Source organism: Streptomyces sp. NPDC058008 (assembly GCF_042886395.1).
Lineage (GTDB): Bacteria > Actinomycetota > Actinomycetes > Streptomycetales > Streptomycetaceae > Streptomyces.
In genome coordinates this window covers 229,923-249,460 of sequence record NZ_JBHVQX010000001.1, presented here as the reverse complement: position 1 = coordinate 249,460, position 19,538 = coordinate 229,923, and the positions used below count along the sequence as shown (strand labels likewise).

Below are 19,538 nucleotides of genomic sequence, written 5' to 3'. Positions count from 1 at the left end.
CTAGGTGAGATTTCTGCCCGATTTCGGGCAGATTTCTTGCGTAGCGACTCCGATCCGCGCAATATCGACGAGTGCTCGAACGCCGCCAGACGCATGACGACCTGATCGACCACCTCGTACGCTCCACCGCGCTCCAGCGCGGCGAGGCCGCCAGGGTGATCCTCGACGTGCTGGCGTACTTCGACGAGACGACCGAGGCGTTCGTCCGCCGCCGCCACCGCGAACTGCAGGCCGGCGGTCTGGTGAACACGGAGATCTTCGAACGGATCGCGGCCGAGCTGCCGCACCGCGCGGTGGCGCCGCAGGAGCTCTCGCTCCGCCAGCTGCGCCGCATCGTCTACGGCTGAGCGGGACGCGGCCGGGCACCGCAATTGTGTACGTCGATGGAGGGGCAGAGAGTCCATGTGCGGAATCGTCGGTTACATCGGGAAGCGTGACGTCGCCCCGCTGCTGCTGGAGGGCCTGCAGCGGCTGGAGTACCGGGGGTACGACTCCGCGGGCATCGTCATCACCGGCAAGGCACCGGCGGGCAGGCCCGGCGCCCTGAAGATGGTCAAGGCCAAGGGCCGCGTCCGCGAGCTGGAGGCCCGTGTCCCGAAGCGGTTCGCCGGCACCACCGGCATCGCGCACACCCGCTGGGCCACCCACGGCGCCCCGAGCGACGAGAACGCGCACCCGCACCTGGACGCCGAGAGCAAGGTCGCCGTCGTCCACAACGGCATCATCGACAACGCCTCCGAGATCCGCGCGAAGCTCGTCGCCGACGGGGTCGTCTTCCTCTCCGAGACCGACACCGAGGTGCTGGTCCACCTCATCGCCCGGGCCCAGGCCTCCACCCTGGAGGAGAAGGTCCGCGAGGCGCTGAAGTCCGTCGAGGGCACGTACGGCATCGCCGTCCTGCACGCCGACTTCAACGACCGCATCGTCGTCGCCCGCAACGGCTCCCCCGTGGTGCTCGGCATCGGCGAGAAGGAGATGTTCGTCGCCTCCGACGTGGCCGCCCTGGTCGCGCACACCCGTCAGATCGTCACCCTCGACGACGGCGAGATGGCCACCCTGAAGGCCGACGACTTCCGCACGTACACCACCGAGGGCTCGACCACGACGTCCACGCCCACCACGGTGGAGTGGGAGGCCGAGTCCTACGACATGGGCGGCCACGACACCTACATGCACAAGGAGATCTCCGAGCAGGCCGACGCCGTGGACCGCGTGCTGCGCGGCCGCATCGACGACCGCTTCTCCACCGTGCACCTGGGCGGCCTGAACCTGGACGCCCGCGAGGCCCGCGGGGTCCGCCGGATCAAGATCCTGGGCTGCGGCACCTCGTACCACGCGGGCATGATCGGCGCCGGGCTCATCGAGGAGCTGGCCCGCATCCCCGCCGACGCGGAGCCCGCGTCCGAGTTCCGCTACCGCAACCCGGTCGTGGACCCCGACACGCTGTACGTCGCCGTCTCCCAGTCCGGTGAGACCTACGACGTGCTCGCCGCCGTCCAGGAGCTCAAGCGCAAGGGCGCCCGCGTCCTGGGCGTCGTGAACGTCGTCGGCTCGGCCATCGCCCGCGAGGCGGACGGCGGGATGTACGTCCACGCCGGCCCCGAGGTCTGCGTCGTCTCCACCAAGTGCTTCACCAACACGGTCGTCGCCTTCGCGCTGCTCGCGCTGCACCTGGGCCGCATCCGCGACCTGTCCGTCTCCGACGGCAAGCGGATCATCGAGGGCCTGCGCAAGCTGCCCGAGCAGATCGGCCGCATCCTCGAGTCGGAGGACGAGATCAAGAAGCTCGCCGAGGAGTACGCGGGCGCCCAGTCGATGATGTTCATCGGCCGCGTGCGGGGGTACCCCGTCGCGCTGGAGGCCTCCCTGAAGCTCAAGGAGATCTCCTACATCCACGCGGAGGCCTACCCCGCCTCCGAGCTGAAGCACGGCCCGCTCGCGCTCATCGAGCCCGCGCTGCCCACGGTCGCGATCGTCCCGGACGACGACCTGCTGGAGAAGAACCGCGCGGCGCTGGAGGAGATCAAGGCCCGCAGCGGACGCATCCTGGCGGTCGCCCACCGCGAGCAGGAGAAGGCCGACCACACCATCGTCGTCCCGAAGAACGAGAACGAGCTGGACCCGATCCTGATGGGCATCCCGCTCCAGCTCCTCGCCTACCACACGGCGCTGGCCATGGGCCGCGACATCGACAAGCCGCGCAACCTGGCGAAGTCGGTCACCGTCGAGTAGTCACCGCCCCGCCCCACCGGGGAGCGGCGCACGAAGGCCCCTGACGGGACGTCAGGGGCCTTTCCGCGCAGGGTGGGAGAACTCGCCGGGGGCGTCTCAGGGGATCACGATGACCGGGCGCTGGGCGCGGCGCGCGAGCCGGCCGGCCACGGATCCGAAGATCCGGCCCACGATGCCGTGCGTCGAGCCGACGACGATCGCGTCGGCCGAGTACTCCCGGCCGACCTCCTCCAGCTCGTGGCAGATGTCGCCGCCCCGCTCGACGAGCACCCAGGGCACTTCGGTGAGATAGTCCGCGCACGCCAGCTCCAGGCCGAGGACCTCGGTCCGGTGGTCGGGCACGTCCACGAAGACGGGCGGCTCGCAGCCCGCCCACACCGTGGTCGGGAGGCGGTTGGCCACATGGACGATGATCAGTCCGGAGCTGTGCCTGCTCGCCATTCCGATGGCGTACGCGAGGGCACGCTCGCTGGACATGGAGCCGTCGAAGCCGACCACGACACCATGCCGGAAGGCGGGATCGCAGGAAGGGCGCGACTCTCCGACCGTCTGCGGTTCCGACCCGGGGTCGGCTACCTGCTTGCGGTCTGCGGGTTCAGGGATTTCGTGACCGGCCATCGGTGTCTCGGCGAAGAGAGTCCTCATGAGGAGGGAGCGGTTTGGAGGTGTACCAGGTGTACCTGCATGCGGTGAAGCTGTGTCCGGGAAACATCTTCCCAAGCCCCTACCCCCAAGGGTACGGCGCCACTCCTCCACTGCCCAGCCCTCGCACAGCGCATGCGGCGTTGGAGGGAGCATGCCGGAGAACGCCCCGGTATGGCAATGCCGGTTGCGTCGTACATCCAGCTCGTGGACCCTCCGAAGGGTTCCGGTCACCCCTCCGGCCGGCCTCCGCGGCGGGCCGGGCGGGACGGCCGGATCCGCCACCCGCCGCCGCGGACCGGACCGTCACGCCACGCCATCGCGCAACCGCGCATCGTTCATCTCGGGAGCCGAGAGGGCCCCGAGAGGCCTCTGAGGCGCGTCGAGGCTTCTGAGGCCAGGGGGCGTACGCCGGTCGCATGACTGGAATACGCGCACGCAACCATCGGTTTTCAGCCAACTTCACCTCCCCCCTCTTCACTTGGTCTCATAGCCGCCCAACCCACGTGCCACCAGGCAGGAATAGACCGCGCGGTACGCTTTGACCCTATGGGGACGGGCCATGATCGCGACGCGCCCTTCCCTGAGGGGCTCGCGAGTGAAACCCTTCGTGATCGAACGCTTCGCGCCAAGTTGCCTTGTCGACATAGTGCCGGTGGGGGAACGTGTCACGTCGGGACCACGGGACGCAGTAGATTCGATCTTGAGTGTCGAGGACTGGGGACGCGTGCAGACCGAGGGGAAACGTGCAGGAGCGACAGGCCCGTAGGGACCAGAAAGACGCGAACACCGAGGGGGGCTTAGCGTCATGAGCCAGGACTCCGCCACCGCGACGGAGGCCGCACGGAAGCTGAGCGGACGGCGACGCAGGGAAGTCGTAGCCGTACTGCTGTTCAGTGGCGGCCCTATCTTCGAGAGCTCCATTCCGCTCTCAGTTTTCGGAATCGACCGGCAGGACGCGGGCGTTCCGCGCTACCGCCTGCTGGTCTGCGGGGGCGAGGAAGGACCGCTGCGCACCACCGGCGGACTCGAACTCAGCGCGCCGTACGGCCTGGAGGCGATCAGCAGGGCCGGCACCGTCGTGGTGCCCGCCTGGCGGTCCATCACCTCCCCGCCGCCCGCAGAGGCACTGGACGCGCTGCGCCGCGCCCACGAGGAGGGTGCCCGCATCGTCGGCCTCTGCACGGGGGCCTTCGTCCTCGCCGCGGCCGGCCTGCTGGACGGCCGCCCGGCCACCACCCACTGGATGTACGCACCGACGCTGGCCAAGCGCTATCCGTCGGTGCACGTCGATCCGCGTGAGCTGTTCGTCGACGACGGCGACGTGCTCACCTCGGCCGGGACTGCGGCCGGAATCGATCTGTGCCTCCACATAGTCCGTACCGACCACGGCACCGAGGCGGCCGGGGCCCTGGCCCGCCGGCTCGTCGTGCCGCCGCGGCGCAGTGGCGGCCAGGAGCGCTACCTCGACAGGTCTTTACCTGAGGAGATCGGCTCCGACCCGCTCGCCGAGGTCGTGGCCTGGGCGCTGGAGCACCTCCACGAGCAGTTCGACGTGGAGACGCTGGCGGCGCGCGCCTACATGAGCAGGCGGACCTTCGACCGCAGGTTCCGTTCGCTGACGGGCAGCGCACCGCTCCAGTGGCTCATCACCCAGCGCGTCCTCCAGGCGCAGCGGCTGCTGGAGACCTCCGACTACTCGGTGGACGAGGTCGCGGGCCGCTGCGGCTTCCGCTCGCCGGTGGCGCTGCGCGGGCACTTCCGCCGCCAGCTGGGGTCCTCGCCCGCCGCGTACCGGGCCGCCTACCGGGCCCGCCGTCCGCAGGGCGGGGGGCTGGAGAGCGTCGCCCCGGCGATCGAGACGTCGGTGCCCGTCCAGGGCACGGCGTCGAGCCGGCGGCCCGCGCCGGCGTCCGCACCCGGCCCGTCCCCGGTCACCGCCGGGGCCGCTCCGGGCGCGGCGGCGGACCGGATCGGACCGGGCGGGGACGCGTATGTTCCCGGCCGCCCGACCCTGCCGGGGCAGCGCAGCGCCCCGTAGGGTGGAGTCCATGAACGACCGCATGGTGTGGATCGACTGCGAGATGACCGGGCTCTCGCTGACGGACGACGCACTCATCGAGGTGGCCGCACTGGTCACCGACTCGGAACTGAACGTGCTCGGTGAAGGGGTGGACATCGTGATCCGCCCTCCGGACGCGGCCCTGGAGACGATGCCCGAGGTGGTGCGGCAGATGCACACCGCCTCGGGCCTCCTCGACGAGCTGGCCGGGGGCACGACCCTGGCCGACGCGGAGGAGCGCGTCCTGGCGTACATCCGCGAGCACGTGAAGGAGCCGGGCAAGGCCCCGCTCTGCGGGAACTCGGTCGGCACGGACCGGGGCTTCCTGGCGCGGGACATGCCGTCGCTGGAGGGCTACCTCCACTACCGGATCGTCGATGTGTCCTCGGTCAAGGAGCTGGCGCGCCGCTGGTACCCGAGGGCGTACTTCAACAGTCCGGACAAGAACGGCAACCACCGTGCGCTGGCCGACATCCGCGACTCCATCACGGAGCTGCGGTACTACCGGGACGCGGTCTTCGTGCCGCAGCCCGGTCCGGACTCGGCCCGTGCCAAGGAGATCGCGGCACGTCACGCGCCGGCCGCCGGACAGTAGACGTACCACCGCTGGTCACGGGCCCTCCGGGGCCCGTGCACCGGGCCCGGACAACTCTGGCGCGAGCACCCGCTCGGACCCTGTACACTTTTTCTCGGCCGGTCAGGAAAACGACCGGGCGACATGGTGGGTATAGCTCAGCTGGCAGAGCACCTGGTTGTGGTCCAGGATGTCGCGGGTTCAAGTCCCGTTACTCACCCTCAGTGATGAAGGCCCGACCTGTGAGAACAGGTCGGGCCTTCGTCGTGTCCCGTCCCGTACCCCGGGAACCCGGCGGGAACAGGGCCGAGGAGTGCCGGGCGCTCGTTCGGTGCGGTCCCGGGCGGCGCTCCTGGGAGCGCGCCCCGGCCTCCCCCGCGGTGCGGCAGCGGGCGGGGTCCCGTTCCACGCGTACGCGATCGGTGGCGCGGCCCGCGGGGGGTGGCTCCGGGGCCCGGGCGCGGTCATCGGGCCCGCCGCGCGGTGCCCGTGCGAGGCCCGCTGCCCGCCGGGGACGCGGCCGGCACGGAGGCGGGGCGCACCGGCGGCGCGGCGGCGGGCCGGGCCCCCGGGTGCGGTCCGTCCGGCGCCTCGCGTGAGCCGTGCCACAGAGCGGTTCACGCGGCATGGGGCGGCCCGCGCCGGGCAGGCGACCTGACGGCCCTGCCGCGCATTCCCCCGACGCGGCAGGGCCGCCCCCTCACCGGGCGGGCCCCCGGCCTACAGCTGCGCGATCACACCGGCGTGGAAGCGGTCCACGGCGTCGTCGACGCTGCGGATGAACCCCGACTCGGCGCTGCCGCGGCCGTTGCCCATGCTCTTGAACAGGGAGAGCCGGAAGCCCACCATCTCCGCGCCGTCCTTGGGGAGCAGGTCCGCGGGCTCGGGGCGCAGGCGTTCCAGTGTTCCCCGGGGGCCGGCGCCGTCCCCGTCGACCAGGGTCTCGATGTGCAGATCCGCGGGGGCGGTCTCCAGCCGGCGGATGAGCCGCTTCGCCCTGCTGAGCGGGTAGCCCTGCTCGGGCGTGGGGACCTCGATCGAGGTGCGGAGTCTGCCCGTCCGCAGGTCCGCGGTCATCGCCAGGATTCCCGGGGTGCCCTCGATGCGGAGTTCCGCGTGCAGCCTGCCGTCGGAGCAGAGCTGGTCGGCGAGGTCGGCACGGCGGGCCCGGGGGTCGGACCCCCTCCTGGCGCGCTGGACGGGGAGCACCTTGCGGCCCAGCTCGCCGCCGAGCCGCAGGCAGACCTGGCGGACCAGCCGTTCCCAGTTCTCGATGACCTCCATGGCCCGCGGATCGCCCTGGCAGAGGGTTTCGTCGTCGATCCCCTTCCGCACCGGCACCCACGCCGAGCCCATGTTCTGGAAGCCGTGACAGCCCGAGTGCTCGTGCTGGAGGTAGTACAGCAGCTCCTGGAGCAGCCACGCGTGCGCGGCCGTGCCCACCCCCTCGTGCCGGATCAGCATCTGGGCCTGGTGGGCGACTTCGGCCCAGGACAGGTGCCAGAGCGCGACCTTGTGCTTGCGGCGGCCGTCGATCCTGACGTCGACGAGGGGACTGCCTTCGAGCGCGACGTCGTTGGACAGGGTGATGACGGCCTCGTAACCGCGCCGGGCGGCGATGCCCATGTAGGCCTGCACCTGCTCCTGCCGGAGCGCGTTGCCGTTCGTCTTCGTCTCGACCAGCGCGGTCCACAGCTTGCCCGCCCGCTCGACCCTGATGACGCCGTCGGGGCGCCGGGGGGACTCGCCGTGCGGCAGGGACACCTCGGTGAACGTCTCCATCCGGCCCGCGGGCGCGCCGAACCCGGCGGTGAGCCGCCGGCCGAACTCCGGCACCTGGGCCATCACGGACAGCAGCACCGAGGTGGCCCGCGTCTCCCGCTCGCGGTCGTTCCTGAGCGCGGAGAGCGGGAACAGCCTGGCGGTCCGCCAGGAGTCGTTCTCGGCAAGGGCCTTCTTCACGGTCCTGGGAAGAGTGACCTTCTTCCTGGCCGTACGGGGCCGGCTGCGCGGTGGCCCCTCCTCCACGGGCCGCTCCCCCGCCCCGGCGGGCGCTGCCCGCACGGGCTGCGGCGACCGTGGGGCCGGGATCGTCCCGGGAGTCGCGGACGGCTCCGCCGCCCCCGGCGCCCCGGCCCCGGTCTCCGGGTCCCCCGCCGCGTCCTCGTCCTCGGCGTCGTCGTCGATGTCGACCCCGAAGTCCGTCGCCAGGCCCGCCAGTCCGGACTCGTACCCCTGTCCGACGGCCCGGAACTTCCACGCGCCACCGCGCCGGTAGAGCTCCCCGAAGATGAAGGCGCTCACCGCGCCGGCGTCCTCGACGGAGAACTGGACGAGGCTGTCGCCCGAACTGTCGGCGAGCGTCAGGTGGAGGTCGTCCAGCTCCCCGAACCGGGCCCCTCCGTACCGGCTCGCCGCGACGATGATCTGCTGGACCCGCGCCGGCACGGCGTCCAGGTCGAAGCTGATGCGGTCCTCGTCGCCGTCGGCGGTCGGTGTCTTCCCGAGCAGCTGCACGCTGCCGTCGCCCGCGATCGGGTTGTTGTAGAAGCAGAAGTCGGCGTCGGAGCCCACCTTGCCGTTCTCGTCGAGCAGGAGCACCGAGACGTCCGCGTCACCCTCCCCGGTCGGACTGCTCCAGCCCAGGCTCATCACCACCGAGCTGACGTTCTCGCTGAGCGCGGCCAGCCCGACGTTGGCGCCCTTGGTCATCTTCTGCATGCGGCCCCCGGAAAAAACGCTGCCGGGCCAGATCACGGCCACGGCAGCTCGTCGCGTGACGCAGGCGTGGCTGTGAGGCACATCACGCGTGCGTCGTACTCGGGGGAACTGTAACCGCCGCCGGCTCCAATCGTGGAGGAGTTGTGAAAGCCTTTGCTCGACGCGTGAAATCCGGACGCGTCCGGATCTCTCAGGACGACTCCCGCACCACCAGTTCGGTGGGCAGCACGATCCTGGGGCGCTCCCGCGTGGTGTCGCCCGCCGAACGGTTCGCGATCTCCTGGATCAGGACACGGGTCATGGTGCGGCCCATCTCCTCGATCGGCTGGCGCACGCTCGTCAGGGGCGGGTCCATGTGCCGCGCCACCGCGGAGTCGTCGAAGCCGATCAGGGCCACGTCGTCCGGGATGCGGCGGCCGGACTCGCGCAGGACCTGGCGGGCGCCGGCCGCCATCACGTCGGACGCGGCGAAGACGGCGTCCACGTCGGGACGGCGCTCCAGCAGCTCGCGCATCGCGCGGGCACCGCCCTCCTCGCTGAAGTCGGCGGGTGCGATGAGCCGTTCGTCGGGGTCGAGGCCGGCGGCCGCGATGGCCTTGCGGTAGCCGTCGAGGCGGCGCTGGGCGCCGTAGACGTCGAGGCGGCCGGTGATCGTCGCGATGGAGCGGCGGCCTCGCGATATGAAGTGGTCGACGGCCGCGCGGGCACCCTCGAAGTTGTCGGAGTCGACGGAGGGCAGCGTCTCCGCCGCGTGCCTGCGGCCGCTGATCACGGCGGGCATGCCGAGCTGTTCGAGGAGGTCCGGCAGCGGGTCGTCGGCGTGGACCGAGACCAGGAGCACCCCGTCCACGCGGTGCGCGGTCAGGTACTGGGCCAGCCGGCGGCGCTCCCGGTCGTTACCCGCCAGGGTCAGCAGCAGCTGCATCTCGGTGTCGGCGAGGGCCGCCCCGACACCGCGCACGATGTCGGAGAAGTACGGCTCGGCGAAGAACCGGGTCTCGGACTCGGGCACGACGAGGGCGATGGCGTCGGTGCGGTTGCCCGCGAGCGCCCGGGCCGCGCGGTTGGGCACGTATCCCAGCTCGGCGACGGCCGCCTCGACGGCCTCCCTGGTCTGCGCGCTGACCCGCGGCGAGCCGTTGATGACGCGCGAGGCCGTGCCCCGCCCCACTCCGGCCCGGGCCGCTACCTCTTCGAGCGTGGGCCGCCCGCCACTCCGTACTCGCGCTGCCGCCATGGCTGCCTCCCGTTCGCGGTCAATTTCTCACAGCGGGTTGGCCAAACCAAGTCCCGCCGTCCGATCCCTTGACACTCGTGCGGACCCAGCGGTCCTTTACGGCGCCACAACTCTTGGGAGCGCTCCCAAGCGTACGGGGTCCGGATGACGAACACGTAAGGCGGGCCGGTGGGCGGGGTCGCGGCGGGGGCCGGACACACGGAAGCGGGACCCGGCGGTGCGCCGGGTCCCGCTGTCCGTCCTGGCCGGTGTCAGACGGTGCCGACCGGGGGCAGGGCGTGGCGGCGGATCACGTCGGAGTACCAGTGGGCGCTCGCCTTGGGGATGCGGCGCTGGGAGGCGTAGTCGACGTACACCGCGCCGAAGCGCTTCGAATAGCCGTACGCCCACTCGAAGTTGTCCATCAGCGACCAGAGGAAGTAGCCGCGGACGTCCGCGCCGTCGGCCACGGCGCGCTGGACGGCGTCGAGGTGGCCGTGGAGGTAGGCGACGCGCTCGGGGTCCTCCACCTTGCCCTCGGGCGAGACGTAGTCGTCGAAGGCCGCGCCGTTCTCGGTGACCATGAGCGGGAGGCCGGGGTGGTCCCGGTGGGTGTCCATGAGGAGGTTGTAGAGCCCGTCGGGGTCGATCGACCAGTCCATCGCGGTGCGTTCCTTCCCCTCGGGGAGGTGGAAGGCGACGTGCTCGGAGCCGGGCCACGGCGAGTGGTCGCTGGCGCCGTGGGCGTCGCTGCGCGCGTAGACGGCCCCTTCCGCCGGGCTGGAGACCAGCGTCGGGGTGTAGTAGTTGATGCCGAGGGCGTCCACCGGGCGGGAGATGGTGGCGAGGTCGCCGTCCTTGACCAGCTTCGACCAGTCCACCAGGTGCGAGGTGTCGGTGATCAGGTCCTCGGGGTACTCACCCCGCAGCATCGGGCCGGTGAAGACGCGGTTGCCGACGGCGTCGATGCGGCGGGCGGCGTCCGCGTCGGCCTCGCTGCCGGTGAGCGGGCGGACCTGGTGGAGATTGAGGGTGACCGAGGTCTGCGCAGCAGCGGGGAGTTGGGCGCGCAGAACCTCGATCGCCCGGCCATGGGCGAGGTTGAGGTGATGGGCCGCCTGCAGCGCCGCTGCGGGCTCGGTGCGTCCGGGGGCGTGCACGCCGGAGCCGTAACCGAGGTAGGCCGAGCACCACGGCTCGTTGAGGGTGGTCCACATGCCGACGCGGTCACCGAGTGCGCCGGAGACGATCGCGGCGTAGTCGGCGAAGCGGTCGACGGTCACGCGCTCGGGCCAGCCGCCGGCGTCCTCCAGCTCCTGGGGCAGGTCCCAGTGGTAGAGGGTGGCGACGGGCATGATGCCGGCGTCCAGCAGTTCGTCGACGAGCTTGCGGTAGAAGTCCAGGCCGCGCTCGACGGCCGGGCCACGGCCGGTGGGCTGGACCCGGGACCAGGAGACGGAGAAGCGGTACGCCTTCAGCCCGAGCTGCTTCATGAGGGCGACGTCGTCGCGGTAGCGGTGGTAGTGGTCGGCGGCGATGTCGCCGGTGTCGCCGTTGCGGACCTTGCCGGGCGTCCGGCTGAAGGTGTCCCAGATGGACGGCGTGCGGCCGTCCTCGGCGGCGGCGCCCTCGACCTGGTAGGAGGCGGTCGCCGCGCCCCAGATGAAGCCCGTGGGGAACTGCGCCCCGGGCGCCTGCGTCGGGGTGGTGTCGGGTCGTACGGCAGTCATGCGGGAGCGCTCCCATGGGTGGAGGGACAGGGACAGGAAGTGCGGGGGCCCCGGCCCCGTACGGCCTGCGTTCAGGTACAGGCCGTACGGTGCGGCCGGTGGCCGGACCGGGACGGAACGGGCCGGGGTCGGACCGGGAGGTCGAGCGCCGGCCGGGTGGGGCCGGGACGTGACGGCGGGCGGGGTCAGCCCTTGACGGCGCCGGACATGATCCCCCCGACGATCTGCTTGCCGAAGATCACGAAGACGACGAGCAGGGGCAGGGTGCTGATCAGCGCGCCCGCCATGACGATGCTCTGGTCGGGCACGTAGGACGCGCTCAGCTGGCCGAGGGCCACCTGGAGCGTGGGGTTCTGCTGATTCAGCGCGAGGTACGGCCAGAAGAAGTCGTTCCATGCCTGGACGAAGGTAAGCATACCGAGCACCATCATGGCCGGTCGGGCGACCGGGAGCACGATGCTCCACACGATGCGCAGGTTGTTGGCGCCGTCCATCCGGCCCGCCTCGATGAGCTCGTACGGCAGTGCCTCCAGCAGGTACTGCCGCATGAAGAACACGCCGAACGCGCTCACCAGGGTCGGGAAGATCACCGACTCCAGCTGACCGCCCCAGCCGATGTCCGACATCATCATGAACAGCGGTACGACGCTGAGCTGCGGGGGGATGGTCAGCGTGGCGATGACCGCCGTCATCAGCACTCCGCGGCCCTTGAAGCGCATCTTGGCGAAGGCGTAGCCGGCCAGGGTGCAGAAGAACAGGGTCGCCGCGGTGATGCTGGCGGAGACGATGACCGTGTTGACGATGGCCTTGCCGAGGTTGGCCTGTTCCCAGGCCGCCTCGAGGTTGTTGAAGAGGTTGCCGCCCGGGACGAGGGGCGGCGTGGTGTCCAGCACCTCGTCCTGGGTGCGGGACGCGGCCACGAGCGTCCAGTACAGCGGGAACAGCGAGCCGAGGCCGACGACGACGAGCGCGAAGTAGGCGAAGGGGCCCGCGTGGTGCTGGCGGCCGGCCCCGGGCTTGAAGCGGCGCCGGCGCGGAGGCTCGTCACGGACGGCGGCCCTGGGGGCGCGGCGGTGGTCCGGGGCGGTGATGGGGCTGGTGGTGGTCATGGATATCGCTCCCCGTCAGGCCGCGGTCTTGCGCATGAAGCGCCCGACGAGCCAGTTGATCGCGGCAATGAGCAGCAGCAGGACGAGCATGGCCCAGGCGACCGCGGCGGCCGGACCGAGGTGTCCGAGGTTCCAGCCGTAGTTGTAGAGGTAGATGCTGAGGGTCTCGTACTGGTGCTCGGTGCCGCCCCGCGCTCCGACCTGGCCGCCCTCGAGCAGCAGGGGCTCACCGAAGAGCTGCATGGACCCGATGGTCGAGATGACGATCGTGAAGAGGATCGTGGGCCTCAGCGCGGGGATCGTCACGTTGCGGAACTGCTGCCACCGCGAGGCGCCGTCGAGCGAGGCCGCCTCGTAGAGGTCGGACGGGACGGCCTGCATCGCGGCCAGGTAGATCAGGGTGTTGTAGCCCGTCCAGCGCCAGATCACGATGACCGCGATGGCGATGTTGGACGACCAGTGTCCGTTGGCCCAGTTGGTCTCGCCGGCGCCGAAGAACCCGAGGACCCAGTTCAGCAGGCCGCCGTCGGCACGGAACACCAGGGCGAAGACGAGTGCCGCGGAGGCCACCGAGGTGGCGTAGGGCGTGAGGATCACGGTGCGCCAGAAGGTGCTGGCCCGCAGTTTGTAGTTCAGCAGGTGGGCGAGTCCCAGCGCGATCATCAGCTGCGGCACGGTCGAGATGACGCCGATGACGAAGGTGTTGGTGACCGCGGTCCAGAATTCGGAGTCCTGGAGGATGGTGCTGAAGTTCCCCCAGCCGACCCATTCCATCTGGTCGAGGCTGGTCATCTCCACCCGGTGGAGGGCTATCCAGCCGGTGTAGATGAGCGGGTAGAGCCCGAAGGCCCCGAAGACGAGGAAGAAGGGCGCGATGTAGGCGTACGGGGACGCCTTGTCGTCGAAGCGCCACAGCCGGCTGCGCCATGCCTGGCGGCCGGGTGTCATGGGCTTCGGGGCGCGGCGGTCGGGCCGCCGGCCCTGTACGCCCCGGGTGGGGGTGGTGGTTGCCACAGGTGGGAGTCCTTCCCTGGGGTGTGCCGACACCGCAGGGGCAGGCCGGACCTCTGGTCAGGTCCGGCGGAGGTGTCGGAGAAGGTGCGCGGTGCCGGTGGGGGAACCGGCACCGGTGCGGGCCGGCCGGGACGCGTGGAAGTCGTCCCGGCCGCCCGCACCGGCGAGGATCAGCCGATCACCTTGTCGATCGCCTCGGTCGCCGCCTTCCAGGCGTCGTCCGGCTTGGTGCCCCGCTGCTCCATGTTGTTGATCTGGGTGGAGATGGTGTCCTTGATGACGCCGTCCTTCGGGCCGAGCACGGCCGCGGGGATGGCCTGCGCCTCTTCGGCGTAGATCTCACCGATCGGGGCGTTGTTGAAGTACTCGAGCTTGGCGGTCTTCACGTCGGGCAGGTCGTAGGCGCCCTTGTTCGACGGGAAGAGGCCCGCGGCCTTGAACACGGCGGCCTGCTGCTCGGGCGCGGTCAGCCACTTGACGAGCTCGCCGGCCTCCTTGACGTGCTTGCCCTTCGCGGGCACGGAGAGGAACGAACCGCCCCAGTTGGCCGCGGTCTCACCCGGGGTGCGGGCGATGTCCCACTTGCCCTTGAAGTCGTCACCGGAGTAGGTGGCGATCTGCGCGGCCATCCACGCGGGGCAGGCCACGGTGGCCATGCTGCCCTTGCGCAGGGCCGCCTGCCACGGCGGGCTGAACTGGGCCAGGCCCTGGGTCAGCTTCTTGTCGACCGCCTCGGAGGCGAGCTTCCAGCCCGCCTTGACGCCGGCGCTCTCCTTGTAGATCGCCTTGCCGTCCTTGGAGTAGTACTGCTCCGAGTCGGAGCTGACCACGCCGTTGTACATGGCGCTGGCGGAGTCCATGAAGAAGGTGCCCTTCGGGGCCTTCTTCTTGTACTCCTCACCGAGCGCGAGGTAGTCCTCCCAGCCGCCGGCGAGCTTCGCGGCGACCTCGGTGCGGTCGGTCGGCAGGCCGGCCTGCTCGAAGAGGTCACGGCGGTAACAGATCGACATGGGGCCGATGTCGGTGCCGGCCCCGATGACCTTGCCGTCGTCGGAGCTCGCCTGGAGCGCCTTCCAGTTCACCCACTGGTCCGGGTCGATCACCTTGGAGAGGTCGGCGAAGGCGTCCGCCTTGGTGTCGACGAGCTCCTTCACACGGCCGACCTCGATGCCCTGCACGTCGGCCAGGCCGCTGCCCGTGTTGAGCTGCTGGAGGAACTTGGGGTAATAGACCTGCTCGTCGGCCGTGACGTTTTCCTTGACCGTGATGTTCGGGTGGAGCTCGTGGTACTTCGCGAAGAGCCCCGCCTCCTTGTAGCCGAACTGGCCGAAGTCGGCCACGGTCAGGGTGATGTTGCCGTTCGCGTCGGCCTCGTCCGAGTCCGAGCCCGAGTCGCTGCAGCCGGTCAGCAGCAGGGCGGCGGCCGAGAGGCCCGTGGTGGCCATGACGGCGGTTCTGCGGCCTCGACCTGCGACGGTGCGGGTGATGCGCATTCCACTACTCCTTGTTCCAGGGTGGGACTGGCGTTCGATCTGCTCGGCATGCGCACGGGTGGTGCGGGTGCCGGTGGTACGGAGAGGACATGGGCGGTGCCGTCCCCGTACGAGCGAAAAACCTCGTTCGATATGGGAGCGCTCCCATGCGCTGATGCCGGAAGGTTGCTGCCTCAAGGGGGTGGGTGTCAAGAGTTGAAGACGCTTCCGTTGCCCGAGCGTGTCCTGCAAGTCACGGGAACGTGTCCGACCGAGGGCTTGTGTTTACTCTCGCGCCCTGCATGCGGGGCGCGTTGCCTTCTGGATCACCGCAGGTCGCACGGGGTGCGGGGTGGCGATCCGCCCTTCCGGGCCTGGGAAGGGGCGGTCCGCGGCGCGGATTCCCGCGCCACGTCCGAAAGGGCGCCGCCCACCCGCGCAACCCGCGTACGCCCGCCGGAAGATGAACGGGGCGGGGTGTCGCGGGGGTGCACAGAGGGGTCACAGGACGTTTCCGTGTTCTTTCCCCGAACTCCACCGCGCGGCAGGCGGGTTCCGCTTCGTCCCGAACGTGCCCCTGGAGGCGGGCACCACGGGCCGGACGCGGCCCCCGCCCCTGCGGCCCCGCGAGAGCGCACGCACAGGGGCGCGCGCCCCGGCCGGGTGTGGGGGGTGTGGGGGCCGGCCGGGGCGCGCGGAGGGGGTGGGTCGGTGGGTGCGCCGTGACGCACGGGGACGGTGGTCCGGGTGACGGGTGTCGTACCACCCGCTCCCGGGTGGTGCGGGGGCCACAGTGTCCGGAGGGTGCCGGACCATCCGGGGGCGGTTGGTCCGGGGGCGGGCTACCCGAAGGCGGCGAACGCCTTGGTGAAGGCCAGCGGCTCCTGGAGGATCGAGCTGCACGTGGCGTCCGCCGTCGGCTTCGCCCCGCCGGCGCACTGCGCGTCCCGTGTGCCCGACCACATCGACAGCCTGCCGATGCCCTTCTCCCGTGCGAACGCCACCAGTTGCGTGGCGTCCTCGACGGTGAAGATCTCGGTGGCGACGTCGTTCACGCCGATCATCGGGGTCACCGCGACCGCCTTCCAGGCCGCCGCGTCCGAGAGCCCGAGCACGCTCTTGACCTGCGCCTGCGTGGCGGTGGCGGCCTGGGCGGCGTAGTCGCCCATGTCCCCGCCGTACGAGGCCCCGTAGTCCATCGCCATGATGTTGACCGCGCCGATCGTCACGCCGTTCCTCTTCGCGTCCGCGATCAGGTCCACACCCGGCTGGGTCAGACCCTCCGGCATCACGGGCAGCGTGAAGGACACGTCCAGCCCGGGGTGCGAGGTCTGGAGCTGGGTGATGGCCTGCGCGCGACGGGAGTTGGCGGCGGCGTCGGGCAGCGCCCCGCCTTCGACGTCGAAGTCGACCTTGGTCAGCCCGTAGGTGTCGATGACCTTGCCGTACGCCGTGGCGAGCTCGGCCGCGGAGGAGCAGTGCAGCGCCAGTTCGGCGCCCGCCGCGCCGCCGAAGGAGACCCGCACGTCGCCGCCCTCGGCCCGCAGCGCGGAGATCTGGGCGGCGACCTTGTCGTCGCCGAGCCCCGTGACCCCGCCCCACAGCGGGGCGCAGCCCCCGCCCGAGGTGATGAACGCCAGGGTGAACTCCTTGACGCCCGTCCTGGACGCGGTGGCCGACAGGTCGTAGGCGGGGTGGAGGGAGGTGTCGACGTACGGGGCGAATCCGGCGCCGTCGGCCGTGCCGCCGGGCGGACCGGAGGGCTCGGCGGTCGGTGCGTCCGTCGGCTCTGCGGTCGCGGTCTCCGTGGGCTCGGCGGTCGCGGTCTCCGTGGGGGCGGGCGCCGCCGTCGGGGTCTCGGTCGGGCGTCCGCCCGGTTCGGGTACGGTGCCCCCGTCCGCGGAACAGGCGGCGTCGTTGATGAGGCAGCCCCGCGGATCGGCGGCGGTCCCGCCGGAGGCGGCCACGAAGCCGACCGTCACGGACCCGCCCGGGGCGATGTCCTTGTTCCAGCTCGCGGGCTTCACGGTCACGTGGTCGCCGTCGACGGTGTGCTCGCCGTTCCAGAGGGAGTCGATCCTCGTGCCGGCCGGCAGATCGAATTCCAGCGTCCACCCGGACTGCACGGTCCCGCTCGTGTTGGAGACGACGTACTGCCCGGTGTAGCCACCGGTCCAGCCGCTGGCCCTCGTGTACGTGGCGCCGACGGCGGCCGCCTGCGCCGTGCCGGTGAGCGCGAGGACCGTGCCGCCCACGACCGCCGCGGCGACGAGCGCGCCGACCGCCTTCGTGCGGGTACTCGCCGTACGGCGGTGCGTGCTGGTGCCCATCGGGTGCCTGCCTTCGTGCTGCCGGGGGGTGATTGCGCCTGAACGCTAGCCGCCTCGAACCGGGCAAACAGCACGTACGGGAACCGGGCCGGTGTTCTTAGGGTTTGCTTAAGGAGGACATCGGCACCGGTTAAGACCGGGCGCATCGAACTCGGCCCGCACCGGAAAGGACCGGGGGCACCGAACCCGGCCCGCACCGGATATGATGATCCGTCAGTCCTGTGCCGGCTGGTCCCGGGCGGCGCGGAGGTCCGCGTTCCGCCCCTTGCCCCCGCGCGGCCCCCGTCTTCCGCTTCGCCGTCCGACCCGGTGCCCCCGGCGCGCCCGCCCGGCCGGGCCGCCGTCCAGCGCTATCCAGATGCGCACCTCCGTGCCGCCGAGCACCGACCGTCCGATCCGCAGGTCACCGCCGGTGGATTCGGCGACCCTGCGGACGATGTCGAGTCCCAGACCGGTCGAGCCCAGCCCGCCGCGCGCCCCGTTCCCTCCGCTGGCACCGCGGGCCAGGGCGGACTCCGGATCGGGTATGCCCGGACCGGCGTCCGAGACGAGCACGAGCACCGCACCGCCGCTGTGGTGGACGTCGACGGCGAAGGCGGTGCCCTCGGGAGTGTGCCGGAAGACGTTGCCGAGCAAGGCGTCCAGAGCCGCGGCCAGTTCGGGCCTGGCCACCGGGATCCGCACCGTGCGGTCCACTCCGGCCAGCCGCACCGTGCGGCCCTCGTCCTCGGCCAGCGCCGACCAGAACCCCATGCGCTCCCGGATGACCTCGGACGCGTCGCACCCGGCGCCGGGGCCCGGCTGCCCGCCCTGGGTCTGGGGGCGCTGCTCGCGCGCCGTGCGGATGATCGTGTCGACCTCGTGCTCCAGCTGTTCGACCGCCGCCCTGGTCTGCTCCGCGGCCGGGCCCTCGCCCAGCGAGGCGGCGTTGAGGCGGAGCACGGTCAGCGGGGTGCGGAGCCGGTGCGAGAGGTCGGCGGCCAGTTCGCGCTCGTTGGCGAGGAGCTGGACCACCTGGTCGGCCATGGAGTTGAACGCGACCGCCGCGGAGCGGAGTTCGGTGGGCCCCTCCTCCGGGACCCTGGTCCCCAGCCTCCCCTCCCCCAGGTCCTGGGCGGCGCCCGCCAGCCGCTGGGCGGGCCGCACCATCCGTACGCCGAGCCGGTCGGCGACGGCCACCGAGCCGACGATCAGCGCGACGCCGACGCCGGCGAGCACCAGCCAGGCCGTGCCGACGCCGTGGGAGACGTCCTCCCCGGCCACGAAGACCTCCACCACGGCGATGCCCCCGGAACCCAGAGCGGTGGGCTGGAGCAGCACCGAGCCGCCGGCGACGTCCGCGATGGAGGCCCGCCCCGACTTCCGTACGGTCTCCAGGTCGGCCGGGGCTGCGCGCCGGGTGCCGATCTCCAGCCGCGCGCCCCCCGCCTCGCCGGCCGGCACGTGCACCGCGAGGCGCCCCCGGCCGCCGGGCTCCGTGGACAGGACGGCCCGGGTCAGTTCCTCGCGGTCGGTGGTGATGGTGAGGGTGGGGCCGATGGTGGCGGCCTGCCGCTCGGCGTCGGAGAAGGCGCGGTCGCGGGCCATCTCCGCGACGACGAGTCCGAGCGGCACGGCGAACGCGATCACGACCATGGCGGTGACGGCCAGACAGACCCTGACCAGGGCCCATCTCACGCGGACGGTTCCGGGGCCGCGGCCGGTGGTTCGAGTTTGACGCCGACTCCCCGCAGGGTGTGCAGGTAGCGCGGCCTGGCGGCCGTCTCGCCCAGTTTGCGGCGCAGCCAGGAGAGGTGGACGTCGATGGTCTGGTCGTCGCCGTAGGACTGCTTCCAGACCTCGGCGAGCAGCTCGCGGCGCGGCACGACGACCCCGGGGCGGCCGGCCAGGAAGGCCAGCAGGTCGAACTCCCGCCGGGTCAGGTCCAGTGCGGTGCCGTCCAGTTCGGCCTGGCGGCGCAGCGGGTCGATGGAGAGCCCGCCGACCTGGAGGACGCGCGGGGGAGGTGCCTGCGCGCCGGCTCCCCGGGTGCGGCGCAGGACGGCCGCCATGCGGGCGGAGAGGTGCTCCACCGAGAACGGCTTGGTCAGGTAGTCGTCCGCACCGTCGTTGAGCAGCCTGACTATCTCGGCCTCGTCGTCCCGCGCGGTCGCGATGATCACGGGTACGTCGGTGATGGAGCGCAGCATCTTCAGTGCCTCGGCGCCGTCGAGGTCGGGCAGCCCGAGATCGAGGACGACGACGTCGAAGCGGAAGTGCGCGACCTCGCGGAGCGCTTCGAGCGCGGTGCCGACGCTGCGCACCGTGTGCGAGGCCTCGGTCAGGTGCCGGATGAGGGCGGAACGTACGAACTGGTCGTCCTCGACCACGAGCACACTAGGCATGCGCCGCACCGTAGCCCATCCGGAGGAACGGGGTCCCCTCCACGGCGGTGCC

At 71.5% G+C, this 19,538-nt stretch carries 14 protein-coding genes and 1 tRNA gene; 5 read left to right on the top strand and 10 right to left on the bottom strand.

Features of this window, described 5'->3' with window-relative positions; genetic code table 11:
* Positions 1-71: 71 nt before the first annotated feature.
* Complete coding sequence (locus ACFVS9_RS01070; protein ID WP_383114540.1) at positions 72-347, top strand: hypothetical protein; 276 nt, start codon at positions 72-74, stop codon at positions 345-347.
* A gap of 55 nt (positions 348-402) precedes the next feature.
* Positions 403-2,232, top strand: a complete 1,830-nt coding sequence (gene glmS, locus ACFVS9_RS01065) for a glutamine--fructose-6-phosphate transaminase (isomerizing) (RefSeq protein WP_383114541.1) — start codon at positions 403-405, stop codon at positions 2,230-2,232.
* Positions 2,233-2,328: 96 nt separating this feature from the next.
* Here glmS and ACFVS9_RS01060 read toward each other — a convergent pair whose 3' ends face one another.
* Complete coding sequence (locus tag ACFVS9_RS01060; RefSeq protein WP_383114559.1) at positions 2,329-2,850, bottom strand: universal stress protein; 522 nt, start codon at positions 2,848-2,850, stop codon at positions 2,329-2,331.
* Between the two features lie 832 nt (positions 2,851-3,682).
* Between ACFVS9_RS01060 and ACFVS9_RS01055 the strand changes: the two genes are divergently transcribed.
* The 3 genes from ACFVS9_RS01055 to ACFVS9_RS01045 all read left to right on the top strand — a co-directional run bounded on the left by ACFVS9_RS01055 (position 3,683) and on the right by ACFVS9_RS01045 (position 5,730).
* Positions 3,683-4,915 (top strand): helix-turn-helix domain-containing protein, encoded by a 1,233-nt coding sequence (locus ACFVS9_RS01055; protein ID WP_389929277.1) that lies wholly within the window; start codon positions 3,683-3,685, stop codon positions 4,913-4,915.
* Positions 4,916-4,925: 10 nt separating this feature from the next.
* The gene (gene orn, locus ACFVS9_RS01050; protein ID WP_383114543.1) at positions 4,926-5,531 is read left to right on the top strand and encodes an oligoribonuclease; all 606 of its coding nucleotides are present in this window, start codon (positions 4,926-4,928) and stop codon (positions 5,529-5,531) included.
* Positions 5,532-5,657: 126 nt separating this feature from the next.
* Positions 5,658-5,730 (top strand) — tRNA-His (locus tag ACFVS9_RS01045).
* Between the two features lie 500 nt (positions 5,731-6,230).
* Here ACFVS9_RS01045 and ACFVS9_RS01040 read toward each other — a convergent pair.
* The 9 genes from ACFVS9_RS01040 to ACFVS9_RS01000 all read right to left on the bottom strand — a co-directional run bounded on the left by ACFVS9_RS01040 (position 6,231) and on the right by ACFVS9_RS01000 (position 19,486).
* Complete coding sequence (locus tag ACFVS9_RS01040) at positions 6,231-8,231, bottom strand: TerD family protein (protein ID WP_389929275.1); 2,001 nt, start codon at positions 8,229-8,231, stop codon at positions 6,231-6,233.
* A gap of 190 nt (positions 8,232-8,421) precedes the next feature.
* Entirely contained in the window at positions 8,422-9,468 is a 1,047-nt protein-coding gene (locus ACFVS9_RS01035) for a LacI family DNA-binding transcriptional regulator (RefSeq protein WP_383114545.1), read from the bottom strand.
* 251 nt (positions 9,469-9,719) lie between these two features.
* Entirely contained in the window at positions 9,720-11,177 is a 1,458-nt protein-coding gene (locus ACFVS9_RS01030; protein ID WP_383114546.1) for a GH1 family beta-glucosidase, read from the bottom strand.
* A gap of 185 nt (positions 11,178-11,362) precedes the next feature.
* On the bottom strand, positions 11,363-12,286 hold the full coding sequence (locus tag ACFVS9_RS01025) for a carbohydrate ABC transporter permease (RefSeq protein WP_389929272.1): 924 nt from the start codon (positions 12,284-12,286) through the stop codon (positions 11,363-11,365).
* Positions 12,287-12,301: 15 nt separating this feature from the next.
* Entirely contained in the window at positions 12,302-13,300 is a 999-nt protein-coding gene (locus ACFVS9_RS01020) for a carbohydrate ABC transporter permease (protein ID WP_383114548.1), read from the bottom strand.
* Positions 13,301-13,470: 170 nt separating this feature from the next.
* Positions 13,471-14,793: an ABC transporter substrate-binding protein gene (locus ACFVS9_RS01015; protein WP_383114549.1), complete on the bottom strand. Its 1,323-nt coding sequence runs from the start codon at positions 14,791-14,793 to the stop codon at positions 13,471-13,473.
* 821 nt (positions 14,794-15,614) lie between these two features.
* Entirely contained in the window at positions 15,615-17,102 is a 1,488-nt protein-coding gene (locus ACFVS9_RS01010; RefSeq protein WP_383114550.1) for a cellulose binding domain-containing protein, read from the bottom strand.
* A 213-nt stretch (positions 17,103-17,315) separates the two neighbouring features.
* Positions 17,316-18,779, bottom strand: coding sequence for an ATP-binding protein (locus ACFVS9_RS01005; protein ID WP_389929269.1), 1,464 nt, complete (start codon positions 18,777-18,779; stop codon positions 17,316-17,318).
* The gene (locus ACFVS9_RS01000; protein ID WP_383114552.1) at positions 18,776-19,486 is read right to left on the bottom strand and encodes a response regulator transcription factor; all 711 of its coding nucleotides are present in this window, start codon (positions 19,484-19,486) and stop codon (positions 18,776-18,778) included. Before ACFVS9_RS01000 ends, ACFVS9_RS01005 begins: the two co-directional genes overlap by 4 nt.
* Positions 19,487-19,538 lie beyond the last annotated feature (52 nt).